This is a genomic window from Pseudomonas abyssi (genome assembly GCF_003444685.1).
Classification (GTDB): domain Bacteria; phylum Pseudomonadota; class Gammaproteobacteria; order Pseudomonadales; family Pseudomonadaceae; genus Halopseudomonas; species Halopseudomonas abyssi.
In genome coordinates this window covers 1,272,328-1,293,629 of the sequence record NZ_LMAZ01000001.1, presented here as the reverse complement: position 1 = coordinate 1,293,629, position 21,302 = coordinate 1,272,328, and the positions used below count along the sequence as shown (strand labels likewise).

General features: G+C 62.2%; 18 protein-coding genes. 6 read left to right on the top strand and 12 right to left on the bottom strand.

The features are described 5' to 3' along the window. The first annotated feature begins 305 nt into the window (after positions 1–305). Positions 306–1,160, top strand: a complete 855-nt coding sequence (gene folD / locus ASB58_RS05965) for a bifunctional methylenetetrahydrofolate dehydrogenase/methenyltetrahydrofolate cyclohydrolase FolD (protein ID WP_096006432.1) — start codon at positions 306–308, stop codon at positions 1,158–1,160. A 73-nt stretch (positions 1,161–1,233) separates the two neighbouring features. Here folD and ASB58_RS05960 read toward each other — a convergent pair whose 3' ends face one another. The 6 genes from ASB58_RS05960 to ASB58_RS05935 all read right to left on the bottom strand — a co-directional run bounded on the left by ASB58_RS05960 (position 1,234) and on the right by ASB58_RS05935 (position 8,765). Then, positions 1,234–2,022, bottom strand: a complete 789-nt coding sequence (locus tag ASB58_RS05960; RefSeq protein WP_118129665.1) for an SDR family oxidoreductase — start codon at positions 2,020–2,022, stop codon at positions 1,234–1,236. Positions 2,023–2,082: 60 nt separating this feature from the next. Continuing rightward, positions 2,083–3,270 carry a 2-methylaconitate cis-trans isomerase PrpF gene (gene prpF / locus ASB58_RS05955; protein ID WP_118129664.1) on the bottom strand — a complete coding sequence of 396 codons (1,188 nt, stop codon included), beginning with the start codon at positions 3,268–3,270 and terminating at the stop codon, positions 2,083–2,085. Between the two features lie 50 nt (positions 3,271–3,320). Further along, positions 3,321–5,945 (bottom strand): Fe/S-dependent 2-methylisocitrate dehydratase AcnD, encoded by a 2,625-nt coding sequence (acnD, locus tag ASB58_RS05950; RefSeq protein WP_118129663.1) that lies wholly within the window; start codon positions 5,943–5,945, stop codon positions 3,321–3,323. A gap of 2 nt (positions 5,946–5,947) precedes the next feature. Continuing rightward, a complete protein-coding gene (gene prpC / locus ASB58_RS05945; protein ID WP_118129662.1) occupies positions 5,948–7,105 on the bottom strand; it encodes a bifunctional 2-methylcitrate synthase/citrate synthase in 1,158 nt (385 codons plus the stop codon). A 71-nt stretch (positions 7,106–7,176) separates the two neighbouring features. Beyond that, complete coding sequence (gene prpB, locus ASB58_RS05940) at positions 7,177–8,061, bottom strand: methylisocitrate lyase (protein ID WP_118129661.1); 885 nt, start codon at positions 8,059–8,061, stop codon at positions 7,177–7,179. Beyond that, on the bottom strand, positions 8,061–8,765 hold the full coding sequence (locus ASB58_RS05935) for a GntR family transcriptional regulator (protein ID WP_090475132.1): 705 nt from the start codon (positions 8,763–8,765) through the stop codon (positions 8,061–8,063). The genes prpB and ASB58_RS05935 overlap by 1 nt, the downstream gene beginning before the upstream one ends. A gap of 568 nt (positions 8,766–9,333) precedes the next feature. Between ASB58_RS05935 and rloB the strand changes: the two genes are divergently transcribed. From rloB to pabB, 3 genes are read left to right on the top strand one after another with little or no spacing between them, the layout of a single operon-like run. Next, positions 9,334–10,860 carry an osmotic stress tolerance membrane protein RloB gene (gene rloB / locus ASB58_RS05930; RefSeq protein WP_096006426.1) on the top strand — a complete coding sequence of 509 codons (1,527 nt, stop codon included), beginning with the start codon at positions 9,334–9,336 and terminating at the stop codon, positions 10,858–10,860. Positions 10,861–10,869: 9 nt separating this feature from the next. Further along, on the top strand, positions 10,870–11,880 hold the full coding sequence (locus tag ASB58_RS05925; RefSeq protein ID WP_118129660.1) for an alpha-L-glutamate ligase-like protein: 1,011 nt from the start codon (positions 10,870–10,872) through the stop codon (positions 11,878–11,880). Positions 11,881–11,895: 15 nt separating this feature from the next. After that, positions 11,896–13,236 (top strand): aminodeoxychorismate synthase component I, encoded by a 1,341-nt coding sequence (gene pabB, locus ASB58_RS05920; protein ID WP_118129659.1) that lies wholly within the window; start codon positions 11,896–11,898, stop codon positions 13,234–13,236. Positions 13,237–13,371: 135 nt separating this feature from the next. Here the strand turns inward: pabB and ASB58_RS05915 are convergent, their stop codons facing one another. Continuing rightward, positions 13,372–14,730 carry a spinster family MFS transporter gene (locus ASB58_RS05915; RefSeq protein ID WP_118129658.1) on the bottom strand — a complete coding sequence of 453 codons (1,359 nt, stop codon included), beginning with the start codon at positions 14,728–14,730 and terminating at the stop codon, positions 13,372–13,374. Positions 14,731–14,972: 242 nt separating this feature from the next. On the opposite strand from ASB58_RS05915, the gene ASB58_RS05910 reads away from it, so the two are divergent. Further along, the gene (locus ASB58_RS05910; RefSeq protein ID WP_235827227.1) at positions 14,973–15,779 is read left to right on the top strand and encodes a transporter; all 807 of its coding nucleotides are present in this window, start codon (positions 14,973–14,975) and stop codon (positions 15,777–15,779) included. Between the two features lie 64 nt (positions 15,780–15,843). Here the strand turns inward: ASB58_RS05910 and ASB58_RS05905 are convergent, their stop codons facing one another. Continuing rightward, positions 15,844–16,974 (bottom strand): YbfB/YjiJ family MFS transporter, encoded by a 1,131-nt coding sequence (locus ASB58_RS05905; RefSeq protein WP_118129657.1) that lies wholly within the window; start codon positions 16,972–16,974, stop codon positions 15,844–15,846. Further along, entirely contained in the window at positions 16,958–17,845 is an 888-nt protein-coding gene (locus tag ASB58_RS05900) for a LysR substrate-binding domain-containing protein (protein ID WP_118129656.1), read from the bottom strand. The genes ASB58_RS05905 and ASB58_RS05900 overlap by 17 nt, the downstream gene beginning before the upstream one ends. A 73-nt stretch (positions 17,846–17,918) precedes the next feature. On the opposite strand from ASB58_RS05900, the gene ASB58_RS05895 reads away from it, so the two are divergent. Further along, positions 17,919–18,986: an NAD(P)H-dependent flavin oxidoreductase gene (locus ASB58_RS05895; protein ID WP_118129655.1), complete on the top strand. Its 1,068-nt coding sequence runs from the start codon at positions 17,919–17,921 to the stop codon at positions 18,984–18,986. A 28-nt stretch (positions 18,987–19,014) separates the two neighbouring features. On the opposite strand, the gene ASB58_RS05890 is transcribed toward ASB58_RS05895, so the two are convergent. The 3 genes from ASB58_RS05890 to ASB58_RS05880 all read right to left on the bottom strand — a co-directional run bounded on the left by ASB58_RS05890 (position 19,015) and on the right by ASB58_RS05880 (position 21,004). Continuing rightward, positions 19,015–19,374 (bottom strand): glyoxalase superfamily protein, encoded by a 360-nt coding sequence (locus ASB58_RS05890; protein ID WP_096006419.1) that lies wholly within the window; start codon positions 19,372–19,374, stop codon positions 19,015–19,017. A 46-nt stretch (positions 19,375–19,420) separates the two neighbouring features. Next, positions 19,421–19,825 (bottom strand): DUF7079 family protein, encoded by a 405-nt coding sequence (locus ASB58_RS05885; RefSeq protein ID WP_328587540.1) that lies wholly within the window; start codon positions 19,823–19,825, stop codon positions 19,421–19,423. 225 nt (positions 19,826–20,050) lie between these two features. Continuing rightward, positions 20,051–21,004, bottom strand: coding sequence for an endonuclease (locus ASB58_RS05880; RefSeq protein WP_118129654.1), 954 nt, complete (start codon positions 21,002–21,004; stop codon positions 20,051–20,053). Positions 21,005–21,302 lie beyond the last annotated feature (298 nt).

The window sequence follows — 21,302 nt, the reverse complement described above, 5'->3', positions numbered from 1 at the left end:
ATACGACTGCCCTTGCGGACGGCGTATCCGACTGACTTGTGACGTTCAATCGGCGCTGCCTGGTCGCCTTCCAAACCGGTATCGCTGTGTTTGTGAAGCGGGGCGAATAATACTGAGCACGCTCGCCCACGTCAACGCCGCATTCAAAAAAATTTAATCACAAGAGCAAGTTAAGCTGCTCTACCGATAAAACACCGGCAGCCGCTCGGCGCGGCACAGTTTTCCGACAACCTGCCCCGCCCGGCCTTTTTCCGCAGGGTCCGGCATGCCACAATAGCGCCACTTTTTTCTGCGTCAGGAACCCCATGAACGCCAAACTCATCGATGGCAAGCAGATTGCCGCCAACCTCCGCAAGGACATCGCCGCCAAAGTTGCCGAACGCAAGCTCAACAACCTGCGCCTGCCGGGGCTGGCAGTGATCCTGGTCGGTAGCGACCCGGCCTCCCAGGTATATGTGTCCCACAAACGCAAGGACTGCGAGGAAGTCGGCTTCCTGTCACGCTCGCACGACCTGCCGGCCACAACCAGCCAGCAAGAGCTGCTCGACCTGATCGACAGCCTGAACGACGATCCCGCCATCGACGGCATTCTGGTGCAATTGCCGCTGCCGGCTCATCTTGACGCCTCCCAGCTGCTGGAGCGCATCCGTCCTGACAAGGACGTGGACGGCTTCCACCCTTACAACATCGGCCGCCTGGCCCAGCGCATGCCGTTGCTGCGCCCCTGCACCCCGATGGGTATCGTGCGCCTGCTCAACAGCACTGGCGTCGACCTGTACGGCCTGGACGCGACGGTGGTCGGGGCCTCCAACATTGTTGGCCGCCCGATGGCGTTGGAGCTGCTGCTGGCCGGCTGCACCACGACCGTTACCCACCGCTTTACCAAGAGTCTGGAGGAGCACGTGCGCCGCTCCGACCTGGTTGTGGTTGCCGCCGGCAAACCGGGACTGGTCAAGGGTGAGTGGATCAAACCGGGCGCTATCGTCATCGACGTAGGCATCAACCGCATGGAGGACGGCCGTCTGGTTGGCGATGTGGAGTTTGGCCCGGCCGCCGAGCGCGCCAGCTGGATCACGCCAGTACCGGGCGGTGTCGGCCCGATGACCCGCGCCTGCCTGCTGGAAAACACCCTGCACGCCTGCGAGCATCTGCACAGCTAAGCACAGTACAGACGCAGGCGCAGACATAAGAACGCCCGGCCAGTGCCGGGCGTTTTTGTTTGCGCGCAGACGGTCAGAGCGAACCGGTCATGCCGCCATCCACCGGCAAATTGATGCCATTGATATAGGCAGCCGCTGGCGAGGCGAGAAAGCCGACGGCATTGGCAAACTCGGCCGGCTCGGCAAAGCGCCCTACCGGGACGCTGGCCGCCATAGCCTTGGCAACCTGCTCTTCCGACCGCTCGCTGCGCGCAGCAGTGTTGGCAATCAGGCTGTCCAGTCTGGGCGTTTGTGTCAGCCCGGGCAGCACGTTGTTGACAGTAATGCCATCAGCGCCCAGCTCCGACGCCAGGGTTTTGGCCCAATTGGCGACAGCAGCCCGCACCGTGTTGGACACCCCGAGATTGGCCAGCGGTTGCTTGACCGAGGTAGACAGCACATTGAGGATGCGCCCGTAACCAGCTTCGCGCATACCCGGCAACAGGTGCCTGAGGATGGCCTGGGCATGCACCATGTGCTGCGTAAGTGCAGCGGCATAGGCATCAGGCTCGGCGTCACTGGCACGCCCAGGCGCCGGGCCACCGGTGTTATTGAGCCAGATATGGATGGCTCCGCCCTGCTCCAGCTCGTTGACCAGCGCGCGTGTCAGCGCCGCGCGATCGTGGGCATCAACCGCCAGCACGCTGTGGCGCTGACCATGCCCGGTTGCCAGGCTGTCGCGCACCGACTGCAACTTGTCGAGCGAACGGGCCAGCAATACTACCTCTGCGCCCTGCTCGGCCAATTGACGGGCACAAGCCTCGCCCAGCCCCTGACTTGCACCACAGACCAGCGCGCGCCGGCCCGACAAATCCATATTCATCCATTTCTCCACCGCGTAACCAGAGTCGAACGAGCCTAGCACGCGGCACAGTTCAGCACATCAGAACGCGTCACCGGGCACCCGGACGTTGCCCTCCATCAGGATGCGCGCACTGCGGCTCATGATGGCTTTGGTGACGACCCACTGACCGTCGACCTGCTTGGCTTCAGCGCCGACACGCAGCGAGCCGGAAGGGTGACCAAAGCGCACGGCTTCGCGCTCGCCGCCACCGGCAGCCAGATTGACCAGCGTACCGGGGATCGCCGCCGCCGTGCCGATGGCAACCGCGCAGGTGCCCATCATGGCGTGGTGCAGTTTGCCCATGGACAACGCCCGCACCAGCAGATCAACGTCAGACGCCTCGACCTGCTTGCCACTGGACGCCTGATAGGTCTTCGGCGGCGACACGAAGGCAATCTTCGGCGTGTGCTGACGCTGGGCGGCTTCTTCCGGCGTTTTGATCAACCCCATACGCAGCGCGCCGGCGATACGAATTTGCTCAAAGCGGGCCAGCTGGGCTGGATCACTGTTGATGTCTTCGCGCAGCTCGGTGCCCTGGTAGCCGATGTCTTCAGCATTGACGAACACGGTCGGGATACCCGCGGTGATCATGGTCGCCTTAAAGGTGCCGACACCGGGTACTTCGAGGTCGTCGACCAGATTGCCGGTAGGGAACATCGAACCGCCCTCTTCACCGTCGTCGGACGGATCAAGGAACTCCAGCACGATTTCAGCCGCCGGGAAGGTCACACCATCCAGCTCGAAATCACCGGTTTCCTGCACTTCACCGTTGGTAACCGGCACATGGGCGATGATGGTTTTCTGGATATTGCCCTGCCAGATGCGGACGACACACACGCCGTTGTCCGGAATCCGCGCCGGATCAACCAGACCCGCGTGAATGGCAAAGGCACCCGCCGCAGTCGACAGGTTGCCGCAGTTGCCGCTCCAGTCAACGAAGGCACTGTCGATCGAGACCTGACCGTACAGGTAATCGACGTCGTGCTCAGGCTGGCTGCTTTTTGAAAGAATCACGCACTTGGAGGTCGACGAGGTGGCGCCGCCCATGCCGTCGATGTGCGCACTGTACGGATCGGGGCTGCCGATCACGCGCATGAACAGCTTGTCACGCGCCTCGCCCGGCACCTGACAGCGCTCGGGCAGATCCTGAAGGCGAAAGAACACGCCTTTACTGGTACCGCCACGAATGTAGGTAGCGGGAATTTTGACTTGGGCTGCATGAGCCATGAAAACGTCTCCTGAAAAGAACACCGGGGCGCAAGCGCCCCGGTTCTGGATCAACCTTGTTCTGACTCAAGGAAGTCCTTGGCGAAGCGCTGCAGCACCCCGCCCGCCTTGTACACACTGACATCGGCAGCGGTATCCAGACGGCAGGTCACCGGCACCTCTACCACCTCACCATTGCGGCGATTGATCACCAGCGTCAGATCGCAGCGCGGCGACACCTCACCCTTGATGTCATAGGTCTCGGTGCCGTCCAGCGCCAGCGTCAGGCGCGTGGTGCCCGGCTTGAACTCGACCGGCAGCACGCCCATGCCCACCAGGTTGGTACGGTGAATGCGCTCGAAGCCTTCTGCCACGATCACTTCAACACCCGCCAGACGCACGCCCTTGGCCGCCCAGTCACGGGACGAACCCTGACCATAATCGGCACCGGCAACGATGATCAGCGGTTGCTTGCGCTCCATGTAGGCCTCAATAGCCTCCCACATGCGCATGACCTTGCCTTCCGGCTCGACCCGGGCCAATGAGCCCTGACGCACGCTGCCGTCTTCGTTCAGCACCATCTCGTTGAACAGCTTGGGGTTCGCCAGGGTGGCGCGCTGTGCGGTCAGGTGATCGCCGCGGTGGGTGGCGTAGGAGTTGAAGTCCTCCTCCGGCAGGCCCATCTTGTGCAGATATTCACCCGCCGCGCTATCCATCAGGATCGCATTGGACGGCGACAGGTGGTCGGTGGTGATGTTGTCCGGCAGGATCGCCAGCGGACGCATGCCCTTGAGCGCCGGCTTGCGCGCCAGTGCGCCTTCCCAGTACGGCGGACGACGGATGTAGGTGGACATCGGACGCCAGTCATACAAGGGGCTTTCAGCCTCCTGCACGTTGCCCAGATCGAACATCGGAATGTAGACCTGACGGAACTGCTCCGGCTTGACGCTGGAGGCGACGATGGCGTCGATCTCTTCGTCGCTCGGCCACAGGTCTTTCAGGGTGACCGGATTGCCATCCTTGTCGGTGCCCAGCACGTCCTGCTCGATGTCAAAGCGCACAGTACCGGCAATCGCATAGGCCACCACCAGCGGCGGCGACGCCAGGAACGCCTGTTTGGCGTACGGGTGGATACGACCGTCGAAGTTGCGGTTACCGGACAGCACAGCCGTGGCGTACAGATCGCGGTCGATGATTTCCTGCTGAATCTTTGGATCCAGCGCGCCGGACATGCCGTTACAGGTGGTGCAGGCGTAGGCAACGATACCGAAGCCCAGTTTTTCCAGCTCCGGCAACAGACCCGCCTCTTCCAGATACAGCCTGGCCACCTTGGAACCGGGCGCAAACGAGGATTTTACCCATGGCTTGCGTACCAGCCCCAGGTCATTGGCTTTCTTGGCCAGCAGACCGGCCGCTACCACGTTGCGCGGGTTGGAGGTGTTGGTGCAGCTGGTAATGGCGGCGATGATCACAGCGCCATCGGGCATCAGGCCATGAGCCTCTTCCTCTTTACCCGCCTCCCACTTGGCCTCGTCGGAGATACCGCGCTCGGCCAGCGCCGAGGTCGGCAGACGGCGGTGCGGGTTGGACGGGCCAGCCATGTTGCGCACGACGCTGCCCAGATCGAAACGCAGCACGCGCTCGTACTCGGCGGTTTTCAGCGCATCGCTCCACAGCCCCAGCTCCTTGGCGTAGGTCTCGACCAGCGCCACCTGCTCGGGCTCGCGACCGGTGAGTTTGAGGTAATCGATGGTCTGGCCGTCGATGTAGAACATCGAGGCCGTGGCACCGTACTCGGGGCACATGTTGGAGATCGTGGCGCGATCACCGATGGTCAGGCTGTCTGCACCTTCGCCAAAGAACTCGACGTAGGCACCCACCACCCGCTCCTGACGCAGGAACTCGGTGATCGCCAGAACGATGTCGGTCGCGGTGATGCCGGGCTGACGCTTGCCGGTCAGCTCGACACCGACGATGTCGGGCAGGCGCATCATCGACGGATGACCCAGCATCACGGTCTCGGCTTCCAGGCCGCCGACGCCAACAGCGATAACGCCCAGGGCATCAACGTGCGGGGTATGCGAGTCGGTACCGACGCAGGTATCGGGGAACGCCAGGCCGCCACGCGCCTGAATCACCGGGCTCATCTTCTCCAGGTTGATCTGGTGCATGATGCCGTTGCCGGCCGGAATCACGTCGACGTTCTTGAATGCGGTCTTGGTCCACTCGATAAAGTGGAAGCGGTCTTCGTTGCGACGGTCTTCGATGGCGCGGTTCTTTTCGAACGCATCCGGATCGAAGCCCGCGGCTTCTACCGCCAGCGAGTGGTCAACAATCAGCTGCGTCGGCACCACCGGGTTGACCTTGGCCGGATCACCACCCTTCTCGGCGATGGCGTCACGCAGGCCAGCCAGATCGACCAGTGCGGTTTGACCGAGAATGTCGTGACAGACCACACGGGCCGGATACCAGGGGAAGTCCAGATCGCGCTTGCGGTAGATCAGCTGCTCCAGCGATGCAGTCAGATCAGCCGGATCACAGCAGCGCACCAGTTGCTCCGCGAGCACCCGGGAGGTATAGGGCAGCTTGGCCCAGGCACCGGGCTGAATCGCATTCACCGCCGCCGGGGCGTTGAAGTAATCCAGATCGGTACCGGCCAGGCGCTCACGGTATTGGCTATTCACGGTAGTAGTCATTGTTATTTACGATCCTTGAGCGCGACAAACGGCACATCTTCCGGCCCAACGTAGTTGGCGCTCGGACGAATGATCTTGCCGTCGATGCGTTGCTCGATCACGTGGCTGGACCAGCCGGCGGTACGGGCAATCACGAACAGCGGCGTAAACATCGCGGTGGGCACGCCCATCATGTGGTAGCTCACGGCGCTGAACCAGTCGAGATTGGGGAACATCTTCTTGATTTCCCACATCACGCTTTCCAGACGCTCGGCGATGTCATACATCTTGGTGTTGCTCTGCTCGGCGGACAACTCGCGAGCCACATCCTTGATCACCTTGTTGCGCGGGTCGGAGACGGTGTAAACCGGGTGACCAAAGCCGATGACCACTTCTTTCTTCTCGACGCGAGCGCGGATGTCGGCTTCTGCTTCTTCCGGGTTGTCATAGCGTTTCTGGATCTCGAAGGCGACTTCGTTGGCGCCACCGTGCTTGGGACCACGCAGGGCGCCAATCGCACCAGCGATGCACGAATGCATGTCGGAGCCGGTACCGGCGATCACGCGGCTGGTGAAGGTCGATGCGTTGAACTCGTGCTCGGCGTACAGGTTGAGGCTGGTATGCATGGCACGAACCCAGGACTCACGCGGCTTCTCGCCGTGCAGCAGGTGCAGGAAGTGGCCGCCGATGGAGTCGTCGTCGGTCTCGACGTCAATGCGCTTGCCGTTGTGGCTGAAGTGGTACCAGTACAGCAGCATGGAGCCAAAAGAAGCCATCAGCTTGTCGGCAATATCACGGGCACCCGGGTGGTTGTGATCGTCCTTCTCGGGGGACACGCAACCCAGAACGGAGACACCGGTACGCATCACGTCCATCGGGTGGGCAGACGGCGGCAACTGTTCAAGGGCAGCTTTCACGGCAGCGGGCAGGCCGCGCAGGGCTTTCAGCTTGGCCTTGTAGCCGGTCAGCTCGGCGATGGTCGGCAGCTTGCCGTGCACCAGCAGGTGGGCGATTTCTTCGAATTCGCAGGTGGTAGCGACATCCAGGATGTCGTAGCCACGGTAGTGCAGATCGTTACCGCTGCGGCCGACGGTGCACAGTGCGGTGTTGCCGGCAGCCGTGCCGCTCAGGGCAACGGACTTCTTCGGCTTGAACGTCGGGGTCTCGGTGTTGGACGTCATGGCGTTGATCTCCTCACGGATCGTTTTTATAGATGAATGCCGGCCCCGTCCCGCGGGGCCAGTGCCAATACTTACTTTTTGCCGGCGGCGAACAGGGCGTCGAGCTTCTGCTCGAACGCGTGATAGCCGATGCGATCGTAGAGCTCGGCACGGGTCTGCATGGTGTCAACGACGCTCTGCTGATGACCTTCGGTGCGGATCGCGTTGTACACGTTCTCGGCGGCCTTGTTGGCAGCGCGGAAGGCAGACAGCGGATACAACTGAATAGCAACGCCAACCGAGGCCAGCTCTTCACGGGTGAACAGCGGCGTGGCACCGAACTCGGTGATATTGGCCAGGATCGGCACGTTCAGCTCTTTGACGAAGCGCTCGTAGGTCGGCAGATCGTAGGCAGCTTCGGCGAAGATGCCGTCGGCCCCAGCCTCAACGTAGGCCTTGCAGCGTTCGATCGCCGCATCCACGCCTTCGGCCTGAATGGCGTCGGTGCGGGCAATCAGGAAGAAATCCGGATCGGTCTTGGCATCGGCGGCCGCGCGTACCCGATCAGCCATCTCTTCGGTGGAGACAATTTCCTTGCCTGGGCGGTGACCGCAGCGCTTGGCGCCAACCTGGTCTTCGATGTGGGCAGCCGCAGCGCCGGCCTTGATCAGACTCTTGACGGTACGTTCGATATTGAACGCGCTCGGGCCAAAGCCGGTGTCGATGTCGACCATCAGCGGCAAGTCGCAGACATCGGTGATGCGACGCACGTCGATCAGCACGTCTTCCAGGGTATTGATACCCAGATCCGGCAGACCCAGCGAGCCGGCAGCCACACCACCACCAGACAGGTAGATAGCCTGGAAGCCGGCACGCTTGGCCAGCAGCGCGTGGTTGGCGTTGATGGCACCAATAACCTGCAGCGGACTTTCGGCTGCCAGTGCTTCGCGGAAACGTTTACCCGGGGTGTTCGACATCAGACTGTTCCTCCTTGGGAAGTGACGGCATCGCCCTGCTCCTGCAGTCGACGCTCGATATTGCGGCGTGATGCGCTGATATGACGGCGCATCAGCATTTCCGCCAGCTCGCCATCGCGATCGGCAATGGCCTGAATAATGTTGTGGTGTTCGGCAAAGGCCTGCTTCGGCCGTTTGGGGGTAGTCGAGAAGCGGTAGCGGTACATGCGTACCAGCTGATAGAGCTCATCGCAGAGCATGTGACTCAGGGTACGGTTCTTACTGCCCTGCACGATCAGATAGTGGATATCCAGATCGCCTTCCTGCTGATAGTAGGACTTGTTGGCCTTCAGCCCACTGTGCTGCTCGTGCATGGCAAGCACATCGCGCAATGCAGCGATCTCGTCTTCCGTCATGTTCTGCGCAGCCAAGCGACAGGCCATGCCTTCCAACGCTTCACGAACGTGATACAGCTCGATCAATTCAGCGTAGTCGAGCGACACCACCCGCACCCCGGCGTGAGGAATGCGCACCACCAGGCGACGGCCTTCAAGTCGGCGAATCGCCTCGCGCAGCGGGCCGCGACCAATGCCGAAGGTGGTCGACAGGTATTGCTCACTGATACGTGTGCCCGGCGCGATCTCGCCTTTGACGATGGCGGCCTGAATACGCTCGAAGGCGCCGTCAGACAGGGTTTGCGTTGGCCCATCCAGAGTTGCTTCCATCAATTGTCTACAATCCTCAACAGCAGAGCCCAGAAAACAGCAAAATTCTGCGCCACGCCCCACAACATTGTCAACAATCCATAAGTCGCATAGGTTGAACTATGCTCAAAAAGAACCCCGCACAGCGCGCAAGCTCGCACCCGGTGGGGAACCGGACCCGCGACAGACTGTCTGCCGGAGGGCTAAAGGAAGCACTGGTTAATTCCGCATGCCCTCTGGCGTTCAGGCTGGGCTGCAATCAAGGAGTGGTTTCGAAGGCATGTCGGGACCTGTCGAGAAATCACAACGCAGAGTGCAGCCCAGCCTGATCGCCCCGTAGGGCGAGCGTTCAAGCATGCATCTGCGGCGTTGCGCCGCTTGCCAATAGAACTACTATTGGCCGCACAGCGCGCCTTGCATCTGCATGCTTGAACACTCGCAGAGGGTGTGTGGAATTGACCAGTGCTTCCTAAATGCTGTACGCAACCTCTACGAGGCGCCCTGTGCGCATGCTAAGATGCGGCCAGCTCGCTGCGCCTGCCAGGACGGTAAAAGGTCAGGCGGACCTACAACAGTTGTTGAGATAACTATGCAATCAATAAATCTGCACCTGAAGATCCTGATCGCCGTACTGGTCAGCCTTGGCGTTCTTATTACCGGCTACCAGATTTACTTCCTCGATATACCCGTAACCGAAGACGAAACCGATGACATCTGGAGCCTGGATGCCAAGGTCGAGTTTCGTGCAGTGCCCGGTACCCCGATCAAGGCGCAGTTTTTCATTCCGCCGCTCAATCAGGATTACGTCAGCCTGAATGAGAGCTTTATCTCCAACAACTACGGCGTGAATATCAACAACCAGGGCGGCAACCGTCGGGTGACCTGGTCTTCACGCCGCGCCAGCGGCACCCAGACGCTCTACTACCGTCTGGTACTGACCCAGCGTTACAGCGAAGAGCAGGCCAAGGCGCCGCCGCCACCAGCACCGCAACCGGTACAGCTGGAAGGCCCGGAGCAGGTTGCCGCTGACGCGCTGATCAACCCGATCCGCCAGCACTCGGCCGATATCGAAACCTTTATCAGCGAGACCATTCGCCGGGTGAACGACATCACCGACGACAACGTCAAGCTACTGCTGGCCGGCGGCACCAGCGCCATGGACAAGGCACGAGTGATCGAGCTGCTGCTGTCCAACGCACGTATTCCGCTGGAGCTGGTACACACCATTCGCCTGGAGAATACCGAGGCGCAATCCCCCGAGCTCTGGCTACGCAGCTACAACGGCGAACGCTGGCTGTATTTCCACCCGGAGACTGGCCAACAGGGCATCCCGGACAACCGCCTGGTCTGGTGGACCGGCAGCAACCCGATGCTGGCGCTGGAAGGCGGCCGTCAGGCCAGCGTGACGCTGACCGTCAGCAACAGCGAAATGAACGCCCTGCGTCTGGCCAAGCTGACCACCCAGAACAGTGCCTCTGCGCTACTGGAATACTCCCTGTATGGCCTGCCGCTGCAGGCGCAGCGCGTGTATCAGGTGATGATCATGATCCCGGTCGGGGTGCTGGTCATTCTGATTCTGCGTAACCTGATCGGCATGCAGACACTCGGTACCTTTACGCCGGTGCTGATCGCCCTGGCCTTCCGCGAGACCGAACTGGGCTGGGGTATCGCCCTGTTCACCGTGATCACCGCCCTCGGTTTGTCGCTGCGCTCCTACCTTGAACACCTCAAGCTGCAGATGCTGCCACGCCTGTCCATCGTGCTGACCTTTGTTGTCTTGGTGATCGCCGCCATCAGCCTGTTCAGCCACAAACTGGGCCTGGAGAAAGCCTTGTCGGTATCGCTGTTCCCGATGGTGATTCTGACCATGACCATCGAGCGTCTGTCGATTACCTGGGAAGAACGCGGCGGCGCGCAATCGCTGAAAACCGCTCTGGGCACGCTGGTTGCCGCCACCCTGGCACACCTGCTGATGACCATTCCGGAACTGACCTACTTCGTGTTCACCTTCCCGGCCGTGCTGCTGATTCTGGTGGCCTTCATGCTGGCGATGGGGCGTTACCGCGGCTACCGTCTCACCGAGCTGATGCGCTTCAAGGCGCTGACCAAGAGCTGAGGAGGCCGCATGTTCTGGAAAACCTGGAAGGCGCTGTCCGAGGCCGGCGTCATGGGCATCAACCGCCGCAACGCGGACTACGTGCTCAAGTACAACAAGCGGCACCTGTATCCGGTGGTAGACGACAAGATCCTGACCAAGGAGCGCGCCATCGCCGCCGGTATCCATGTGCCGCAGCTGTACGGCATCATCGATACGGAAAAGGACTTCGACAAGTTCGACAGCATTGTCGCCGAGCACCGCGACTTTGTAATCAAACCGGCCCAGGGCGCCGGCGGTGACGGCATTATCGTCATCGCCGACCGCTTTGAGGGGATGTACAAAACCGTCGGCGGCAAGATTATCAGCCGCGACGAGATCGGCCATCACATTTCCAGCATCCTGTCCGGTCTGTACTCATTGGGCGGCCACCGTGATCGCGTGCTGATCGAGTACCGCGTGACCCCGGACCAGATCTTCAAAAGCATCAGCTACGAAGGCGTGCCGGACATCCGCATCATCTGCCTGATGGGCTACCCGGTGATGGCGATGCTGCGTTTGCCCACCCGCCAGTCCGGCGGCAAGGCCAACCTGCACCAGGGCGCCATCGGCGTCGGCGTCGACCTGGCCACCGGCATCACCCTCAAGGGCACATGGCTGAACAAGATCATCAGCAAGCACCCGGACACCACCAACCCGGTCGATGGCGTGCAGCTGCCGGACTGGAACGGGTTCATGCATCTGGCCGCCTCTTGCTACGAGCTATCGGGCCTAGGCTATATCGGTGTGGATCTGGTGCTTGACCAGGATCAGGGCCCACTGATTCTGGAGCTCAACGCCCGTCCGGGCCTGAACATCCAGATCGCCAACGATGCCGGCTTGACCACCCGCTGCCATATGGTCGAGCGACACCTGGCCCAGCTGAAGAAGGACGGTCGCGAGGAAAGCGCCGAAGAGCGCGTGGCCTTTTCCCAAAAACACTTCGCCAAGCTGCCGGATGCACCGCTGTCGAGTGACGAAGCCAACGCCAGCAACGCATGATCGACGAGTCCTACCATGCCTGAATACCAGCTCCACGAGCTGGTTTACCAGGCAGACCCACTGCCACGGCTGAACGCCGTGCGCAGCCTCGGCGCCACCGTCCTGCTCGATTCCGCTGACCCGCGCTACCAGCTTGGCCGCTACAGTCTGCTGAGCGCCGGCCCGCTGCTACAGATCAGCGACCAGCAACCTGCCAAGCAGACCGCCCGTCTGTTGCGCGAGGCGCTGCAACGGCTTGGCCCGGCAGCCTGGCCCAGCGACACCGCCCTGCCCTTTGGCGCCGGTCTGCTGGGCTACCTGGCCTATGACTACGGTCGCCAGCTTGAGGCCCTGCCCAGCCTGGCCTGCGACGACATCGCGCTGCCCGCTCTCGCTTTCGGGCTGTACGACTGGGCGGTGGTCAGCGACCACCAGCAGCAGCGCAGCTGGCTGGTATGTCATCCGAGTGTGCCGAGCTCACGCCGGCAAGCCCTGCTGAACCGACTGCAGCAACCAGCAGCGACGCTGGGTAGGTTCCAGCTGCTGGCGCCCTTCCAGGCGGATCAGGACAAAGCCGCTTATGCGGCAGCCTTTGATCGTATCCAGCAGTACATCCACGCTGGTGACTGCTACCAGATAAACCTGGCGCAGCGCTTCAGCAGCCGTTACAGCGGCGACCCGCTGGCCGCCTATGCCACCTTGCGACAACGCAGCCCGACCCCCTTCGCGGCCTACCTAGAAACCGCACAGGGCGCCCTGCTCAGCCTGTCGCCCGAGCGCTTTATTCAGGTGCAGGATGGCCGGGTAGAAACCCGCCCGATCAAGGGCACCCGTCCGCGCGGCGCAGACCAGGCAAGCGACCGGGCGCTGGCCAACGAGCTGCAGGGATGCGCCAAGGATCGGGCCGAAAACCTGATGATCGTTGACCTGCTACGCAACGATCTTGGCCGTAGCTGCAAACCCGGCAGCATCCGCGTGCCGGAGCTGTTCAGCCTGGAAAGCTATCCCAACGTGCACCACCTGGTCAGCAGCATCACCGGCCAGCTGCGCGACGACTGCGATGCCATTGATCTGCTGATGCGCGCCTTCCCGGGCGGCTCCATCACCGGCGCGCCAAAGATCCGCGCCATGCAGATCATCGAGGAGCTGGAGCCGGTACGCCGCAGTCTGTATTGCGGTAGCGTCGGCTATCTGGGCTGTGAAGGTCAGATGGACTTCAATATTGCCATTCGCAGCCTGGTCTGCCATGCCGACCGGATTCACTGCTGGGGCGGCGGCGGCATCGTCGCTGACTCGATCATGGAGCTGGAGTATCAGGAAACCTTGACCAAGGTCGGCAATCTGCTGAATACCCTGCAACCTGCCTGCCCTACCTGAGCACGACCTAGCCCCTGCTCAGTCCACCTTCGTTGCCCCGACGCCCAGCGCCCTGAGAATCTCCGGCAGCGGTCTGCCGGCAACATGTACAAAGAAACCGGCCGGTGCCGGTTTTTTTGTCACTCAGTGATCAGCTCACGCCGTCGCAGGCGCTTGGCCCGACGCCTCTTCAGGCTCATCGGCAGCCATCGCCGCTTCCATGTTCTTGGAGTCGGCAACAAAGTAGCGCGCGCCCATCAGTAGAGCTGCCATAGCCGCCAGCAGCGCAACCGGGATGGAGATCATTGCATCATGCAGACCTTGCGCCTTGAACACTTCGTTCATCTCAGCAGCACCTGCAGCCACCCGCGCCGCCTCGGCAAACTGATCCGACAGCAAGCCCACCACCACCGGCCCCATGCCGCCGCCCAGCAGATACAGGCACGCGAAGAACAGTGCGACAGCCGTGCCACGCAGACGCGGCTCAATGACATCCTGAATTGCGGTATACACACTGGTGAAGTAGTTGTAGGAGAACAGCCAGCCAATCGAGAACACCGCGATGAACAGACTGATCTCGATCTCCTCCTGCAGCAGTGCATAACCCGTCGCCAGCGCAGCGATCAGCATGCTGATTGCGCCAAACATAAGTCGCCCGGTCGCCCAGCGCTGGTGCACCTTGTCCGCAATCCAGCCGCCCGTTGTCAGACCAACCAGGCCGGTAACACCAACGATGACGCCGGTAGAGACAGCAGCCTCCTGCAGAGACAGATGGAAGTAACGCTGCAGCATCGGCACCATGAATGAATTACAGGCATAGGACGCGAAATTGTACGCCAGCCCCGCCAGCGTCAGCCACCAGAAGGTACGCACTGCAAAGATCTTGCGCATGGGCTTGTCGACCGGCGCAGCGCTGGTCCTGACCACCTCAGCGGCGCCGCGTGCGGGCTCCTTGATCATGAAGACGAACACCGCGAGCAGCAGCCCTGGTATCGCCGCGATATAGAAGGGCGCGCGCCAGCTGTCAAAGGCCTCGACCATGGCACCAACCGTAAAGAAGGCCAAGAGCAGACCGAGGGGCAAGCCGAGCATGAAAATACCCATTGCCCGGGCGCGCTTGTGCGCCGGGAACAGATCGCCGATCAGGGAGTTGGCAGCGGGAGCGTAGCTGGCTTCACCGACCCCCACGCCCATGCGAATGATCAGGAAGCTCCAGAAGTTCCAGGCAGCACCGGTCAGCGCGGTAAAGCCACTCCAGACCGCCAGCCCCCAGCCCATGATCTTGCGGCGCGAGCCAACGTCTGCCATACGCCCCAGCTGAATACCGGCCAGCGCGTACACGACCGTGAAGGCCGTGCCACCCAGGCCCAGCTGAAAGTCGCTGAGATCCCATTCCATGCGCAGCGGCTCGATAATGATGGCAGGGATCGTCCGATCGAAAAAGTTGAACATGTTCGCCAGGAACAGCAGGAAGAGTACCCGCCAGGCGTTCTTCGCCTGTTGTGGCTGTTGCATGAGCTGACCTCTCTTGTTATTCGGTCTTGCCTGGGGCAAGGGAAACGCCTCTGGATCAGGCATTTCAGGCAGTCTCACCGATCACGACCCAGTCCGAAACCACTAGGCGTGACATGATCGCAGCGCTATCAATGTGCTGAATGGCCAATTCTCTCACGCCATTGCCTATACCGATGCGGACATCGCCGACAAACCGTCTACGCTGAAGTGACAAACCTCAACGCTTCCAGGGAGACGCCGGCGTGTTCAACACCATTACGCGCAGCACCACCGCCTTGATAGCCGCCGCCATGGCGTCCAACGCGCAGGCAGACGCCGCTGCGGCGGATCTGGCGAAGTCGCTCAGCAACCCGGTCGCGGCGCTGATCAGTGTGCCGTTTCAGTACAACTACGATCACCACATCGGGCCAGACAACGACGGTGAACGGCACACACTGAATATTCAGCCGGTCATTCCTATTTCGATCAGCGAAGACTGGAATCTGATTTCGCGCACCATCCTGCCGGTAACACATCAAAGCGATGTATTCCCCGGGGCAGGCAGCCAGACCGGCACCGGCGACACCGTGCAGAGCCTGTTCTTTTCACCCAAGGAACCTACAGCCGGCGGCTGGATCTGGGGCGCCGGACCGGCCATGCTGCTGCCTACCGGCTCGGAGGACGAGCTGACTGCCGACACCTGGGCTGCAGGTCCAACCGGCGTTGCCCTGCGCCAAAGCGGCCCGTGGACGGTAGGACTGCTGTTCAATCATCTGGTCGATGTGGCCGACGCCGGTCATCGCGCCGACATCAGCAGCACCTTTATCCAGCCCTTCGCCAGCTACACCACACCCTCGGCGGTCACCTACACCCTGAACAGCGAAACCACCCACGACTGGGAAAATCACGACAGCGCGGTGCCGCTCAACGCCATGATATCCAAGGTGGTGCCCATCGGCGGGCAACTGTTCAGTATCGGTGGCGGCCTGCGCTACTGGGTGGACAGCACAGATAACGGACCGCAAGGCCTTGGCGCGCGACTGATCGTTACCGCGCTGTTCCCCAAGTAGCCTGTCTATCGCGGCATCGCCGCGCGATCCCGTGCAGGAGCGCGCGGGCGGGCTCGTCACGCCGTCACAGGCGTAACGTCAGCAGTGCGGCCAGGATCAGCGCCGCAGCCGCAGCCAGCAAGGCGCCGTTAAAGCTGAGAAAAAGAGTGTGCAGCCGGTCGGCCATCAAGGGGCCAGCAATCTGGCCCACCCCGTAGGCCAGGGTCATGACGGCCATCAGGTTGATCTTCGCGTGACGGGCCGCCTGCTGCGCGGCCGGCATGGCGATGGTGACCGTGCCCATGAAGGTGCCGCCGACCAGCAAGGCGCTCAGCAAAAAGCCAGTCGTCGTCGGCAACATGGCTGGCAGCGCGACGCCAACGGCCTGAATCAGCAGATTTACCCGCAGTGCGGCGCGCGACCCCAGCCGCTGATGGACCCGGTGCCAGACAAAGCAGGATGGTGCCGCACCCAACCCGAAAACCGCCCAGACATGGGCTGCGTTCAGGTCCGGAAAGCTGTCGCGCACCAGCACCGGCAGATAGGTTGCCGTCACGATGTAGCCCAACCCCGCCAAGCCGTAGAGCACCACCAGGGGCCAGGCTGCGACCGGCGCGGCGCTGTGCCCTGACGCCATACCTGGGGCGGCAGCGACCACAGCCCGATCGAGCAGCAGACCAGGCAACGCCAGCAGACTCAAAGCGAAGCAAACAGCGCCCAGCAGCAGCCATAAGCCTGCACTGTGCAAGCCAAACGCGCCACCCACCACCAGCAGCTCGGCAGACACGGCAATCCCCAGACCGACCCCGGCATACAGTAACGGCGCACCGGCAAACTGCCGGCGATGCTCAAACAACCAAAGTGAGCCAGCCACCATCGCCACCGCGCTCAGTACACCCGCCAGCAGCCGCACAACCACGATGCCCCAGGTCGCGGTGACCACGGCCAGCGCCGCCAGGCAAGCCGATGTCCCCAGCATGGCCACGACGCACAGCAGGTGCGCCCGATGACTGCGCGTCCACATCAGCAGCAGCGCACCGAGCAGATAGCCGGCGTAATTGGCCGAGGCTGCCAGACTGCCGCCCTGCAACGTCAGCACGCCCTCCTCGACCATCAGCGGGTATAGCGCGGTAAAGGCAAAGCGACCAAAGCCCATACCGATCACCAGAATCAGCGCCGCCTCAGCCGCGCTGCGCAGGTCAGACTGCCGGTGCATCAGGGGCCTCCGGCAACAGCGTCTGCAGTCGCTCGAATGCGGGCGTGGCGTAGTGCTGTCGCCAGACCAGCAGGGTATCGGCCTGCACCACCGGCAGCGTCTGCAGCTGGCGATGGGCCGGGCTGAGCATTAACACACTCTCAGGCAACAACGAGACACAGGTGCCTGCCGCCACACAGGCAATCATCGCGTGATAGGAATTCATCTCCTGCACCCGCCACTCGAGCGAGCCCGGCACGCCCAGCCATTGCTCGGCGATGCCGCGATACGTACACCCCTGAGGAAACGCCGCCAGCGAACGCAGCGCGATGGCACCCACGCCCTCCGCTGGTAGCGCATCGGCCGGCAGCGCCAGCAACAGCTGTTCACGCCATACTGCACACCCTTGCAGCCCCAGCTCAGACAGGCCGTCCAGGCCACCGAAGTCCGCCGGCAGAGCAACGAAGGCGCAGTCCAGCTGACCGTTGCGCACCTTTTCCAATAATGGCCGCGACGGCCCCGTCTGCAGCTGCAGGCGCGTCTGCGGATAGTGCCGATGATAGCTCGCCAACACCGCGGGCAAGCGCGCAGCCGCGGTGCTTTCCATGCTGCCGATGCGCAAGCCGCCGGCGTGCCCGCCAGCACTGACGACATGTCGCGCCTCCTCCTCCAGCGCCAGCAATCGGGCGCTATATTCGACCAAGCGCTCGCCAGCGGCCGATAGCGACATGCGCTTACCAACACGGCTGAACAGCTCGATGCCCAACTCACCCTCCAGCTGCTGAATCCGCGTGCTGACGTTGGAGGGCGCACGCCCCAAACGCGCCGCTGCGCGTGTAATGCTCAGTTCGGCGGCAACGGCAGAAAAAATACGCAGGGTTTCGCTGTCCATTTAATTCTCATTGAAAGAATATTTATTAAATAATATTCTCCAAAACAGAACACATCAACAGCCAGGAGACAATATGCGCCCGACCTCCCCCCTGCTGGAGCGCCTCGGTATCGAGCTGCCTCTGATTCAAGCCCCGATGGCGGGCGTATCCACCCCGGAGCTGGCAGCAGCGGTATCCAATGCCGGCGGTCTGGGCTCCATCGCCATCGGTGCCGGCAACGCTCAGCAGGCCCGCAGCGCACTGGCGCAAACCCGCGCCCTGACCTCTCGGCCATTCAACGTAAACCTGTTCTGTCACGCACCTGCCGTGCACGACGCCGCGCGGGAGGCTGCCTGGGTGGAGCATCTTGCCCCCCTGTTTCACCGCGCCGGGGCGCAGCCCCCTGAAGCACTAAGCGAGATCTACCGCAGTTTTGTAGAGGACGACGAGACGCTGGAGTTGCTGCTCGAACAGCGGCCGGCGGTCGTCAGCTTCCACTTCGGCCTGCCTGCAGCAGAACGCATCAAGGCACTGCAAGACGCCGGTATCTGCCTGCTGGCGACCGCAACCAACCTGCACGAAGCGCAGTTGATCGAGCAAGCAGGCATCGACGCCATCGTCGCTCAGGGGATCGAGGCCGGCGGTCATCGAGGCATGTTTGATTCCTGCGCAGACGATGAGCAGTTGGGCACCTCGGCACTGCTTGCGCTGCTAAGCCAACACATCACGCTGCCCATTATCGCCGCCGGCGGCATCATGAATGGCCAGCAGGTCGCTAGCGCCCTAGCCCAAGGCGCTGTCGCAGCCCAGCTCGGCACCGCCTTTGTGTTGTGCCCGGAGTCCTGCGCGCCAGCGGCCTACCGCGCCAACTTGTCGAGCGAACATGCCCGGAACACCCGCTTGACCAGCGCGTTCTCCGGCCGCCCGGCACGCGGTATCGTCAACGAGCTGATACGGTTCTGTGATGGCGCCGACACGCCCGTGCCGCCGGACTACCCCATCGCCTACGACGCCGCCAAACAGCTGCACGCCGCCGCCAGCCAACAGGGTAATCACGCCTTTGCCGCGCATTGGGCCGGCCAGGGCGCCGCGCTGGCCCGTCAGCTACCGGCGGCGGAGCTGGTTGCCGTGCTGGCACGCGAATGGCGCGAGAGCGTCTGATCCGTTGATCAGCGCCCTGGCGCGCCGATCATTCGGGCTGATTGAACCAGATACGGTTGGAGAAAGGGTCTACCACCTGAAAGCCATAGTCGCCCCAGGCTGCCAACTCCAGCGAGGGGCGGCAGTAGGCGTAAGGTCTTGTCTGCAGCTCCGCCAGTAACGCCCGCGCATCACTGACATTGACGAACAATTTGCTGCCCGGCGAGCAGTCGCCCGAATGCTCGCTCAAGTGCAGTACCAGCGAGCCTTTCGATACCTGCATGTAGAGCGGGTACCCCGGTTCAAAACGGTGCTCCCAATCCAGCGTCATGCCGAGAAAACCGAGGTAGAAATCCCTCGCTTTCTGTTCATCGAAAATCCGCACAATCGGGATAGTCTGAAAGTCCACGCCAATCTCCTCTGGGCCTGCAATGACCACTCGATGGCCCGTGATACTACTCGAAGTCAGACGGCAATCGCATTGCCACGGCCTGCCAGCAGCGCCGTATTTCCCGCGCCACGCCACCACGGCCGCCAAGCGGCGCCAGCTCGGTCACCGGCTTGATGTGGGCCAGCAACCAGTCATCCGACCAGCCTGCCCACTCCCCGGCAACCGAGCGCAGATTGCCTGCAAGCACTGGAAACAGCTCGGCCCAAAGCACCTGTTTAACCTGCATGGGCAGATAGCCGCTTTCCCGAACTACTCGGGCGATGTAGTCGAAGGTGACATCGTCTGGCTCGGTATCCAGAAACAGCTCGGACAGCGCTCGCCAAAGCGCCAGACGACGCTCATCCACCGGCGGCATGGGCACCGGTTCGCGGCGATTAGCTATCAGCCGTTGTCGCAAAAAACTGAACATCGAACGCTCTCCCTGATGAGTCACAGCCCCTACTCAGGCGCTTGCGCCGATGGCGCATGCAAAGCGGTATGCGCCAGATCGCGCGACTCGACATCCCATGCCGGTGCGAGAGCAAAGCACGACAGGTCAGCCTGGAGCGCATTCAGCCGGCCACCCACCACGGCTGTCTTGATAGGCAAGTGTACCCAGCCAGCCGCGCTGCGCCCAGCGGCCGGTATCAAGCCGTCAACCGCTGCAGTTACCGGCCTTCCTGAACCCGGCAGCCACTGCGGCCGCCTCGGTTTCGAACTGCACCTGGTTGCGCGCCGCGACCTGGTCATAGCTCGGGCACCCTGACGGCAAGTGATACACCTTGCTGTTGCGGTTGCCGATGATACCGCCGCGGCTGCCGGCGGCTGCCTCGTGCCTGACAACAGGCACTGGAGACACCACACCATCGCGGGCGGTCCTGTGCCCCGGCGTCCAGGACCGCTCGCCCGTGACAAAGGGGTTATTGTGACCCATGACCCGCGCCGTGCGGTTGCTCCACTCCCGTTCCCACTCGGTCACCGGGTACTGACGACTCCAGGCCATCAGCAACTGTTGCTGCTGACGAGACATCGACAAGCCGTAGCGGTCATACATGTAGAAGTGAACCCGCGCGACCAGCCCCTTCACTTCGTCCCGAGGCTCGGCCACCCGTTGCTGAAAATCGACTTTTGAGGTGCAGGCGCCGTACTGCGCAGGCGCCCGACCAATCATCGCATACTGAAAGTTGCTGCGATCACCGTTGACCTCCCCCACAGCCGGGTAAAGGTTGAACAGATCTGCCTCCATCACCCGGAACAGCGGATCGTTCACCACGCAATTGCGCCGCCCGCCGTTTTGCCAGCACTGTCGCTGATGGCCAAACACCCAGGCAGGGACGATATGCTCCCACTCGATCCGCTCTGCCCGCGCCTGCTGGGCGCGCGTCTCATAACCACAGGAGCTGGCATCAACCCGGCCACCGGACCGTCCGACCCAATCCCAGCGACACCCGCAATACAGATCGCCCTGCCTGACCGCCCGCTCATCCACAAAGACCTCACGCTTGGCGGTCGCCTTGGCCGCAGAGAAACTGGTCGGCGCATCAGCAAACGAGGTAGAAACAAACAGGCACAGCAGTACGACAACAAACAGATCAGCCAGCGACTTCATAACGCGGAGCTTTCTCGGCAAAAGCCGCGCATTGTAGGGAAGTTCGCCCGCAACCGATAGCGTCAGAGGCTCAAGAACAGTGGTTACAGAGACACACGGAGCCGCTCGTGGCGGCGGCCTGAGGAGCTTTTATACGAACAATAGGCAACTCGCCAAGCAACATCAGCCGCCGCCGACACGCCCGACAGCCGAGCACCTCAAGCGCTTTGTCGCGCCCCCACTCGGGAGCGCCACTTTCCTGATAAAATGCGGCTCCGCTCGGGCGATCCGCGCCCTGCTGAGCGCCAACAGCCATAAA

Bases quoted from the DNA above. Each gene is read 5' to 3' on its own strand.
- ASB58_RS05925 (WP_118129660.1), top strand. From the start codon at position 10,870: ATGTTCTGGAAAACCTGGAAGGCGCTGTCCGAGGCCGGCGTCATGGGC.
- ASB58_RS05895 (WP_118129655.1), top strand. From the start codon at position 17,919: ATGCGCCCGACCTCCCCCCTGCTGGAGCGCCTCGGTATCGAGCTGCCT.
- prpF (WP_118129664.1), bottom strand. From the start codon at position 3,270: ATGGCTCATGCAGCCCAAGTCAAAATTCCCGCTACCTACATTCGTGGC.
- rloB (WP_096006426.1), top strand. From the start codon at position 9,334: ATGCAATCAATAAATCTGCACCTGAAGATCCTGATCGCCGTACTGGTC.
- folD (WP_096006432.1), top strand. From the start codon at position 306: ATGAACGCCAAACTCATCGATGGCAAGCAGATTGCCGCCAACCTCCGC.
- ASB58_RS05885 (WP_328587540.1), bottom strand. From the start codon at position 19,825: ATGTTCAGTTTTTTGCGACAACGGCTGATAGCTAATCGCCGCGAACCG.
- ASB58_RS05915 (WP_118129658.1), bottom strand. From the start codon at position 14,730: ATGCAACAGCCACAACAGGCGAAGAACGCCTGGCGGGTACTCTTCCTG.
- ASB58_RS05960 (WP_118129665.1), bottom strand. From the start codon at position 2,022: ATGAATATGGATTTGTCGGGCCGGCGCGCGCTGGTCTGTGGTGCAAGT.
- ASB58_RS05905 (WP_118129657.1), bottom strand. From the start codon at position 16,974: ATGCACCGGCAGTCTGACCTGCGCAGCGCGGCTGAGGCGGCGCTGATT.
- ASB58_RS05935 (WP_090475132.1), bottom strand. From the start codon at position 8,765: ATGGAAGCAACTCTGGATGGGCCAACGCAAACCCTGTCTGACGGCGCC.
- prpB (WP_118129661.1), bottom strand. From the start codon at position 8,061: ATGTCGAACACCCCGGGTAAACGTTTCCGCGAAGCACTGGCAGCCGAA.
- ASB58_RS05880 (WP_118129654.1), bottom strand. From the start codon at position 21,004: ATGAAGTCGCTGGCTGATCTGTTTGTTGTCGTACTGCTGTGCCTGTTT.
- acnD (WP_118129663.1), bottom strand. From the start codon at position 5,945: ATGACTACTACCGTGAATAGCCAATACCGTGAGCGCCTGGCCGGTACC.
- prpC (WP_118129662.1), bottom strand. From the start codon at position 7,105: ATGACGTCCAACACCGAGACCCCGACGTTCAAGCCGAAGAAGTCCGTT.
- ASB58_RS05900 (WP_118129656.1), bottom strand. From the start codon at position 17,845: ATGGACAGCGAAACCCTGCGTATTTTTTCTGCCGTTGCCGCCGAACTG.
- pabB (WP_118129659.1), top strand. From the start codon at position 11,896: ATGCCTGAATACCAGCTCCACGAGCTGGTTTACCAGGCAGACCCACTG.